This window comes from Variovorax sp. OK605 (assembly GCF_900115445.1).
In the GTDB taxonomy this organism is placed as follows: domain Bacteria; phylum Pseudomonadota; class Gammaproteobacteria; order Burkholderiales; family Burkholderiaceae_C; genus Variovorax.
Window position 1 is genome coordinate 274,185 of record NZ_FOWL01000011.1, and the last position, 8,582, is coordinate 282,766.

At 56.6% G+C, this 8,582-nt stretch carries 13 protein-coding genes; all 13 read right to left on the minus strand.

Annotated elements, in window-relative coordinates; translation table 11 throughout:
• Positions 1 to 15 precede the first annotated feature (15 nt).
• The gene (locus BM013_RS27590; RefSeq protein WP_093131002.1) at positions 16 to 354 is read right to left on the minus strand and encodes a hypothetical protein; all 339 of its coding nucleotides are present in this window, start codon (positions 352 to 354) and stop codon (positions 16 to 18) included.
• A gap of 201 nt (positions 355 to 555) precedes the next feature.
• Complete coding sequence (locus tag BM013_RS27595; protein WP_177225579.1) at positions 556 to 936, minus strand: H-NS family nucleoid-associated regulatory protein; 381 nt, start codon at positions 934 to 936, stop codon at positions 556 to 558.
• Positions 937 to 1,278: 342 nt separating this feature from the next.
• Complete coding sequence (locus BM013_RS40705) at positions 1,279 to 1,749, minus strand: hypothetical protein (RefSeq protein WP_143098365.1); 471 nt, start codon at positions 1,747 to 1,749, stop codon at positions 1,279 to 1,281.
• 97 nt (positions 1,750 to 1,846) lie between these two features.
• Positions 1,847 to 2,299, minus strand: a complete 453-nt coding sequence (locus BM013_RS27600; RefSeq protein WP_143098366.1) for a hypothetical protein — start codon at positions 2,297 to 2,299, stop codon at positions 1,847 to 1,849.
• 466 nt (positions 2,300 to 2,765) lie between these two features.
• Positions 2,766 to 3,494, minus strand: coding sequence for a DUF6882 domain-containing protein (locus BM013_RS27605; protein WP_143098367.1), 729 nt, complete (start codon positions 3,492 to 3,494; stop codon positions 2,766 to 2,768).
• A 308-nt stretch (positions 3,495 to 3,802) separates the two neighbouring features.
• Complete coding sequence (locus tag BM013_RS40710; protein WP_143098368.1) at positions 3,803 to 4,300, minus strand: OmpA family protein; 498 nt, start codon at positions 4,298 to 4,300, stop codon at positions 3,803 to 3,805.
• Between the two features lie 111 nt (positions 4,301 to 4,411).
• Positions 4,412 to 4,660: a hypothetical protein gene (locus tag BM013_RS27610; RefSeq protein WP_093131010.1), complete on the minus strand. Its 249-nt coding sequence runs from the start codon at positions 4,658 to 4,660 to the stop codon at positions 4,412 to 4,414.
• Positions 4,661 to 4,710: 50 nt separating this feature from the next.
• Complete coding sequence (locus BM013_RS27615; protein WP_093131012.1) at positions 4,711 to 5,025, minus strand: hypothetical protein; 315 nt, start codon at positions 5,023 to 5,025, stop codon at positions 4,711 to 4,713.
• 473 nt (positions 5,026 to 5,498) lie between these two features.
• Positions 5,499 to 5,924, minus strand: a complete 426-nt coding sequence (locus BM013_RS27620; protein ID WP_093131014.1) for a GCN5 family acetyltransferase — start codon at positions 5,922 to 5,924, stop codon at positions 5,499 to 5,501.
• Positions 5,925 to 6,050: 126 nt separating this feature from the next.
• The gene (locus BM013_RS27625; RefSeq protein ID WP_218153691.1) at positions 6,051 to 6,299 is read right to left on the minus strand and encodes a DUF7677 family protein; all 249 of its coding nucleotides are present in this window, start codon (positions 6,297 to 6,299) and stop codon (positions 6,051 to 6,053) included.
• 239 nt (positions 6,300 to 6,538) lie between these two features.
• Positions 6,539 to 7,105: a hypothetical protein gene (locus BM013_RS40715; protein WP_143098369.1), complete on the minus strand. Its 567-nt coding sequence runs from the start codon at positions 7,103 to 7,105 to the stop codon at positions 6,539 to 6,541.
• Between the two features lie 644 nt (positions 7,106 to 7,749).
• Positions 7,750 to 8,121 (minus strand): hypothetical protein, encoded by a 372-nt coding sequence (locus BM013_RS40720; protein WP_143098370.1) that lies wholly within the window; start codon positions 8,119 to 8,121, stop codon positions 7,750 to 7,752.
• Positions 8,122 to 8,226: 105 nt separating this feature from the next.
• Positions 8,227 to 8,582: transposase (locus BM013_RS27640; protein WP_371280986.1), on the minus strand; the 356-nt coding region annotated here is incomplete at its 5' end.

Consider the following 8,582-nt stretch of genomic DNA (forward strand, 5'->3'; position numbering starts at 1 on the left):
ACCACGACGGCAATCTTAGCCACCAGGTACCTCGCTCATTTCGTCGGGCGGACTACCGAGGGTGAATAGGAATTGGGCACGGTACGTCGTGGCTCGCTCCATCTGGCCAAGCGTCTCAGCCGCTCGTTCCATATCTCGCCAGAAGCCGCTTCGAGGGCGTTCCTGAACACCGCGCGTCGCCAGGAGGTCCATGCAGGTGAGCAGTGCTTCCTCGGGAATGTTCTTCTCCACCTCCGCCAGCGCGACATGGCTATCCGGTATGCCGGGTGGCAGGCGCAGGGAAACGTACCGCTTCGCAGAACGAAGATGCGCGTGAGTCACTGAAAGCTGTTTGATGCGAACCGGGTCGGTCATAACGTCGCTGGGCCGCAGTACGGCCGGATTTCGTCGCAATGTGCCGGCATGGCGGACGACTGGTTGTGGCCGGGTACGGCCGAACGCCAGCAAGGAGTTCGAGAGGTCGGCGAGTCGAGCGCTTAGTGAGCTCGTTGCGCGCAGGTCAGTGGTCAGCGCTAGCGATAACCCACGATCTCGACCGATTCCTTTTCCGATGGGCTACCTGACCGCCAGTCCGGCAAACTTGTTGGCCAGGGCATCTCCCTCGAAGCCTGCCGTCAGTTCGCGCAGCCACGCTGGCTGCCGGCCTTTGGTTCCTCCGGTCCACTCTTCGCCATTGGGCCCGCGGTAGACAACGCCGTCCTGATAAGCCTTCTCAACCTTTACAACGCTGCCGCGCAAGGCCCGCTTTCGCGTGGACGTGTCGTAGTTCGCTAGCTCAGCTAGACCTTCTTTGATGCTGAAGCCCGCGGCCTGAAGCTTCTTCGCACACGCATCAACAATCACCTTTAGTTCTTCACCGCGCTTGGCGTCGCGTGCCGCTTCAGCTTCTTGAATCAGCTTTTGCAGCTCGGCGTAACTAAGTTTGGTAATGTCCATCTCATTTGCCATGCTTGAATCCAATGTTGATAGTGTTCTAATCTTAACTTGTTGCCGACGGAAAGTCTTTTTCGAAAACCCGAGGATGCTCACAGAAACAAATGCCGATTTCAGTCGAAACCAGGATTTTCGTGTCTGGCGGAAGCGGATTCAAGAAGATTATTCCCGGTGGCGGGGAAACATTCGGCTCGTTGCTAAGGGCCCTAGGCCGAAATTGCTGTCTCACGAAAACGGACGTTCATCGAACCACTTGCTATCACGCTTGGGCGACTGCAGTCCTGTCTCCTGAATTTTCGCACGCGCGAGTTCTTGCGATCCTGGAGGCGCCCATATGAGACCTCCCTAAGGCAGCTTGTCTATCGGTTTCCATTTGCCTTTTTCGATGCGGACCTCCCAATCTTTGCCGTTTCTACTTCGGTGAGGACTAATTCCACCCGCGCACCCTCCACCTGCTGCAATTGGCGTTTTGCAGAACTCTATTTTTACGTATTCGCCGTCATATTCCACATTCTCGCGGCTGCATGCCGACGGAAGAGGGTAAAACTCAGCGACTTCCGGTACATAAACCCACTCGGTAACTACGCCTTGCTCAGTCTCGGCACGGTAGACCTTGCAGTCTTTCAGACCTATCAAAATAGACTCGCCTTTCCCGGCTGTATTTAGTCGGACGAGATTGCCTCCAAAGGGATTTTGCAAGAGGAGAATTCGCGCCCTATCTTCTTTACTTAGCTTCAATTTCTCAATGTTGTCGGTGCACCCGGCTATCAGGAGAAAAGACAGAAGCGCTTGAAATGTTTTCTGAGACTGCTTCATAGGTTATTGACAACATCGCACGCTAAACAAAAAAGTTCATTGGCCGGCCAAGCCGGTCCAGTGCAACGCCAAGGGCTGCTGCTGGCCGAATTTTGCGTTACGGTGCGACTGACTGGTTGTGGCCGTCTTTGACGTCGGGAGGTAGCTTGTCAATCATGCAGTGCTTGAGCGAGAAGTTGCTTAGGAGGTCGAACGCCGCGTCGGAGACGATAAGCCGGTAGTCTTCGCCTACCCAAAAATCGCCCCCTTCGCCATGGGCCCGAAGGATATGGAAATCTGGCAGAGTGCATCGCGGGTTTCGCTCCACGAAGTGTTCTGACGTCGTGATGGCGATTGGCTCCAGCGAGTAGCCAGTCAGCTGTGATTTCCGGATTGCCTCAGCGAGCCTGGTGGTCACAACGAAGCAAGGAAAGGTTTCGAGCAGGTCATCCCCTAACCAATCCTCGAAATGGTAAACAAGCCGTCGCACCAGCGGAGGGTGAACGGAGGTGTCGGCGTCTGTACCAGGTCCCCACCCACCTGCAACTTCGGGTTCCAGAACGTAGCTCAAGCAATGCTTCCTCAATCAGTTCAGGTTCAAGTCGATGCTGGCGCCAATTCTTGTCGCGCCGCGGTGGGTGTGCACGCGCTTCAACACAATCTACAAGAAGTCGTTGCGCGTTGCGCGCGCGCCGCGAACGTCCGCTATCCCACGAATTCTGAGGCGCGGCCGACCGACTGCTACTGGCCGACTGTAGCCGAAGCATTGCCAGCGGCGCCGGCCCCTGAGCGGTCATCGGGAGTTCTCCAAAGCGGCCGCTCGGCGCGGAGTAGTTCACGAGTGTGCGCTTCCGGTGCCAAGCTGGTCATCGTGCACAGGCATCATCGAACGTCACTTCTATGGAAACTTCAATGGGCGCAAAACGGAATCTGTCACACGAAGAAGTCTGCCTAAGTCTCGAAGGACCGCTGCCTGCGAACCACAGCGGACGGATACCTCCGGAATGCTTCCAATGGTTGTCGCGCGACGCGAGCAGTTATTTCCAGACCTGCCACCGCGACTTCTTCGGTGCAGCCTGCGTGCTCGGTGCCGACGCGGCCGGTCCCAGCGTTGCAGCGACATTCGAGATGCGGCCGAGTTCGTCGAAGCTGATCTCGATGTGTCCTTCGCCCGCTCTCTCGGCGCGGATGCCCCCCACCCCGTTGGATGCCGCATGCAACCCTTGCTGCCGCAGAAAACTTGCCACCATTCGGCGATGGTCCACGTCGAACTGCGAGATCACTTCCATCAGCACTGTGTTCACGCGGGGCAGCGACACCGGCGCCAGCACCTCGGCCGGCACATCGTCGAGCAGCACGAACAGTGCGCCGCCGTCGTAAGGCGCGCGGTAATAGCAGCGGCCTCCCTCTAGGCCGCTGCAGGTCATGGCGATCATGTGATCAGTGATGTCGTCCAGTTGCAGCGAAGGTTGGGTGAGCGCCTCTACGGCCTGCGCCTCACCGAGCTGCCGGATGCGCAAGGCGGCCTCAGTGAGTTGCGGCGGAAGATTGCTCTGCGTGTTGGCCCAGACCCACAGCCATGTGCGGGGTTCGAAGGCATGCGTGCCGAGCAGTTGCACGGGGTATTCCAGGTCATCGCCGAAGCGCAACAGGCCTTTCTGCATGTCGATGCCCCAGGGCCTTTCACCGATTACATCGCCCAATGCTATTTGTCTGGCGAACGAGGAAGCCGCGTGGTCCGCAAAATGATCTTGAAATGTGCTCATGTTGATTTATGGTCAATCTCGGTTGTTCTGTTGAAGGTCAGGACTTTCCGCGCATCCTCGACATGCGAGAGAAAGCCGTATTCGCGCATCGCCACGATTGCGCGAATGACTGCTTCGGAGCGATTCAGAACATCTCGGCAAGCGTCTGCTTGTGGCCGCATCCTGCCACACCTCCGCCGGCGCCACCGGGCCCGTTGCTGTCATTGACCGTGCTTCAAAGCGGTCACAAAAGGGAAAGCTGAAACAGGTCCAAATGAAACGTTGATGCCATGGTGGTACCGGTCTGCAGCCGAAGGCGCTTGTTTCAGCTACCGGACACTATCGAATTTTTTGCGTGGCCCACAAGCTGGGTTATTCGGGTCAATTGGTTGCTCGACAAAATTCATCTCGAGTGCCACCTGCCGATTAAAAGCACGCCCCTCAGCTGTTGCATTGCTCCGCCAAGGCTGTTCGTCGGAGCCGTTCGCAATGGCGATGTAGTCATAGACAGCAGGTGAGGCCATCAACCACGCCCTCACCGCCAAAGCACGGCCCATCGCAAGATTGCCCGGATTCCGCTCTCCCTTCGCGGCGTGCGCGGATAGGTTCAAATACCTAACTCTGCCGCCATGAAGTGCGCAAACGAGCCGCTCGAGTTCGATCACGGAATCCCGCTCAAGCGCCGCGCTGTTTTCTTTAAACCAAATTGTTGATTCCATGTGCAAGAGGTAGCCCGCAAACGCGACGGTGCTTACCAACATGAATGCGAGGACCGTCGCTAGGCGAACGGTAGTTGGCAGCACGGCCACGGAGTTGCGGGGCTTCATTCGACTGATTTCCTTGTCTTGCCGTGGTTGACTGCAGACGACCGGTGATGTCTGGATTCTGCCGGTCGCGGCGAATGACAGGTAGTGGCCGCATGCTGCCCGTTGTCGGTGTCACGCGGTTTGAACGAGCTCCAGTTCATCGGCAAGGAAGTCGCCCAACCAGACTGTCGTGCCGTTGCCGTCGCTGCTCTCAACGACGTACCGGTCAGCCACGCCAGGTGCAGCTAGGACATCGAGCAAGGTTCCGATGTCTCCAACGGCTGGAGCCCGTTGATTCACTCGCCAGCCGTCATAGTCATCAGCTTTGCCGACCAACCTCAGAACATGCACGACGGCGTAGGGCTTGAGAATCTTGTCCATAACTTACATGTTCGAGGACGACGCGAACGGCCGGTTCTGGCCGAAGGCGATCAGGCGGCTTGCCAGTCTTTCTGGCTGGTCTTCACCCAGATCAGACCGCCCAACACAGTTCCAATCGGAAAGCCAACGAGGAGCAATGTGGCCAATACCCGCGACAGAGTCTTCCCCCAGCCAGCGCCTGCCTTTGCGCCTTGCCCTGCCCAAAGATGTAGGCCGATGGGAACGGCAGCAATAAAGCCCAGTACCCAAAGTCCGGACAGACTAGCCGTTGACTTGCTCACCACCGCGTACACGATGAAGAGAAAAACGGCCATATAGAAAGCTGCAATACCTCTGTGCAGGCGCACCAACGACTTGTTCCGCATACGGGCCTCCGCTCCATCCGACTTGTAACTTAAATGTAGCATGCAGTTTTTGAACTGAGGGAGCGAGCGGCCGCTATTGGCCGAACTCCGTCTTACGGCCTTGGAGCACCTGTCCACCATCCCAGTTTTGGAGGCGGCTCCTCCAAGGACTTACGCTTTACATCTGGCCTATACGGGCGCACGAACAAAAAGCCCAAGGCCAAGGCGAGACAAAAAAGTGCAACGACCAGATTGCCAAGGGCGCTGACGCCAGGAGTTGAAAGCGAAGAACCCCTTAACTGAAACAGAGCCGTGAGTCCAAACGCAAGCGAGACCAGCGCGGCCATGAGCCCGAAGAGTCTCGCCAAGATGTTAAAGATGCTCCAGTGCAGTGACGTATAGCTCATGTTCTTCGGTGGTTCGTGGGCCCCGTCAGTGAATGTCGGGTCATGGCCGACGGACGCCGTTCGCATTTCCTGCTTGGCTTATTGCGGTCAGGCCTGACCTCGGATGATCGCCAAGCGGTTCGCCGGCGCATCCGGCGCCATAAAGTCTGGAATTGTCTGCGGCGTTCGGCGCGGCCGCGCGAGAAATTCAACCTGCCACTCCGCTACACGCCTCTTCTTCACATGCCGATACTTTCCGGGAGCGGACTCGTCGATGTACTCCTCTTGCACGATCAAAGCGAGCGGCTTCTCCGCGCCTGCGGTGTGATCGGCAAAGGCTTGGGCGTCCGCGAAGGAAGCAAAAGAGTAGTAGTAGTCACTGCCGTCTTCAAGGTCAGCTGCGCCGCGCTCTGGATGGCACCAGACACGGTACTCCAGAACGACATCCCAAACGTAGCCTCCGCCTGACATCGCTGAGGCGGGGTAGGAGCCAACCAGCGTTGGATCGATGGCGTCGGGATAGGAGCCAGTCATTGTTTCGTGGTTCGAAAAGGTCTCTTTGGCCGAATTCTGCCTTGGTGCCCAATGTCAGGTTGTGGTCGACCGTAGTCTGTCGCCTCGTGGGCGGTCGCGGACACTGTCGACCGGAGCCCCAAGGAATCATTCCTCGCGTCGGATTGCTGGCGGCCCGTAGAGCTCCGTTTCCCAGTCCTCGAGGGTCGGCTCGACCTTGAAGGATGGGTTGCAATAGGATTTCAAGTAGTCGGTCGCCCTTCTTTGCGCATGGGTGAAATTGAGGACTCTGCCTTCGTCATCAACTTCGAGGACGTTCGCGAATATAGCGAAGACCATCTCAATTGCGCTCGGCTCCGTGCCGTACAAGTCGAGGTATTCGACGTCTTCAAGCATGTAGTGAGTTCCGCTTGCCATGAAGTACGCAAACGTTCGTAGGGCACCACTGAAATCGTGACTTAGCTTCATACCGGTTGATGGTCTCAAAGACTGCTTTCCGCTAAATTTCCCCGGCTTGGCGAATGACTGGTTATGGCCGACTGTAGCCGGTCGCAAGTTGGCTCAGGTGAGACACTCGCACTGCTCTTGACTGGTAGTTTAAGAAAATGTGCTTAATTCCAACCTCGAGCAAGCTGTCAATCGCCAATATCGATCAATTTGAAGTCAAGCTCGCCAGGTATGGCATTGACCATTTTTGCGCCGGCAACAACCAAGTGCGCCCCATCATTACCGATGTAAAAATCGCCGCCGGGCATTTGCTTCCAGTTCTTAAAAATCCATTTCTTTATTTTTTGGAAGTGCGGTCTTGCAATTTTTTCGAAATCAGCGTCAATGTCTGGGCACTGAATGAAGCCATTAACAAGATATGGATTCTTAAAGTAGCCGCGCATAAACAAAATAAGAGGATCCTTCGCGTAACTAATGTTAATTGGAGGATTGCCGTAGGGGTGCAATTCAACAATCGGGTTGAGTGAGATATAGCACAACGGGCCCTCGGACGGCTCAAGAGCTACAACACCGCCGATTTGAAGCGGAATTAAGTGAAGGCCGATAGATTCCATATATGCATTTATTGCATCGAGGTCTTTTGGCCCACAATAAAAAGCAATGCTGCTAGCCATAATTATTTTTGAAGAAACTAACGAAAACCAGTTCAACAACCGCTTCTGGCCGCATGCTGCCACAGCCGTGGGAGCAGGCATTCAGCTTGTGCGGCAGGCGAATCCACGCGCGGTCTCCCTGATGCGACAAGCGCGTCCAATGCGAGCCAGTGCTCCGCCTTCGGTATAAAGGTGGCGATGTCGTGAGCAATGTCGGCAGTAGTTCGAGGCATGACCAGGATGTGTATGCGAGTGGCTGCTGTTGGCCGACTGTAGCCTGTCGTCGTTTCGGAGCTTCGTCTCTCGGGACGGAAATCTTAGCCACCCAGTACCTCGCTCGTTTCGTCGGGCGGACTACCGAGGGTGAATAGGAAGTGGGCACGGTACGTCGTGGCTCGCTCCATCTGGCCAAGCGTCTCAGCCGCTCGTTCCATATCTCGCCAGAAGCCGCCTCGGGGGCGCTCCTGAACACCGCACGCCGCTAGGAGGTCCATGCAAGTGAGCAGTACCTCCTCGGGAACTTTCTTCTCCACCTCCGCCAGAGCGACATGGTTATCCGGTATGCCCGATGGCAGGCGCCGGGAAACGTACCGCTTCGCAGAACGAAGATGCGCGTGAGCCACTGAAAGCTGTTTGATGCGAGCCGGGTCGTTCATAACGTCGCAGGGCCGCAGTACGGCCGGATTTCGTCGCATTGTGCCCGCATGGCGAACGACTGGTTATGGCCGATAAACGACTACCGCCGCCTATCTGAAGACGCGGTACGCGCCAAAGAAAAGTAAACCCAGCGCGCCGATTCCTATACACCAGCTTAGTGCGCGCTCATTGAACTTAGAAAGAGCAGCGGAATGTTGCCGCCGCACCTCTTCTTGAACATGGTTGAACTCACGCCAATCGACTGGGTTTTGGACCACATGATTCGGATTGCCCAAGAGCAGGCACGCATCCTCATATTGGTTGTCAAGCCACACACACAGCGTCCGACTTCGAGGGCCAACAAAGTAGCCGGGCATTTCCGAATGGTTCGGAGGCTCTGTGACAGGAATGCCTGCCTCGGTAAGCCGCTTGAATGCCGCTTGAAAATCGAGTTCGCTTTCAGTTGAAAAGACGGGCTTCATGTCTGCTGAGGAAGAAGAACTGCATCCGAGATGTTGGGTCAAGTAGCAGTAACAGTTTTCTGTTGGCCCTTCGACGGTCGCGACCCGCTCTCGAGCTTGACTCACCTAATTGTTCCCGAGGCTAGGTGGGTGTGCACGCGCTTCGGCCAGAGAATCGACGGCAAGTGGCCGCTTCTCTGATCGGGCCAGTTTGTCAAGCGCAGTGAACCTCACCTTCGCGAGACCGAACTGGCGCTTGATCACGCGGAACGGATGCTCCACCTTTGCCCGCACGCTGGCCTTCTCATATTCGTTCTTGCGTGCTCTGGCCTTGGCGCGTCCCTCGGGCATCTTCGCGATGTCGCTTGGCCGGCCTGCAATGTTCCACAGCACATCGCGCTTCACGCGTGCCTGCGCGCCCCGGTAGCCCGAGTCGGCCCACACCTGCTCTTCCTTGCCGTGCAGCAAGTCAGCCACCTGTT

Coding starts and splice junctions, on each gene's coding strand:
- BM013_RS27620 (WP_093131014.1), bottom strand. CDS start 5,924: ATGACTGGCTCCTATCCCGACGCCATCGATCCAACGCTGGTTGGCTCC.
- BM013_RS40710 (WP_143098368.1), bottom strand. CDS start 4,300: ATGAAGCCCCGCAACTCCGTGGCCGTGCTGCCAACTACCGTTCGCCTA.
- BM013_RS40705 (WP_143098365.1), bottom strand. CDS start 1,749: ATGAAGCAGTCTCAGAAAACATTTCAAGCGCTTCTGTCTTTTCTCCTG.
- BM013_RS27605 (WP_143098367.1), bottom strand. CDS start 3,494: ATGAGCACATTTCAAGATCATTTTGCGGACCACGCGGCTTCCTCGTTC.
- BM013_RS40720 (WP_143098370.1), bottom strand. CDS start 8,121: ATGAAGCCCGTCTTTTCAACTGAAAGCGAACTCGATTTTCAAGCGGCA.
- BM013_RS27615 (WP_093131012.1), bottom strand. CDS start 5,025: ATGCGGAACAAGTCGTTGGTGCGCCTGCACAGAGGTATTGCAGCTTTC.
- BM013_RS27610 (WP_093131010.1), bottom strand. CDS start 4,660: ATGGACAAGATTCTCAAGCCCTACGCCGTCGTGCATGTTCTGAGGTTG.
- BM013_RS27595 (WP_177225579.1), bottom strand. CDS start 936: ATGGACATTACCAAACTTAGTTACGCCGAGCTGCAAAAGCTGATTCAA.
- BM013_RS27590 (WP_093131002.1), bottom strand. CDS start 354: ATGACCGACCCGGTTCGCATCAAACAGCTTTCAGTGACTCACGCGCAT.
- BM013_RS40715 (WP_143098369.1), bottom strand. CDS start 7,105: ATGCCTGCTCCCACGGCTGTGGCAGCATGCGGCCAGAAGCGGTTGTTG.
- BM013_RS27625 (WP_218153691.1), bottom strand. CDS start 6,299: ATGCTTGAAGACGTCGAATACCTCGACTTGTACGGCACGGAGCCGAGC.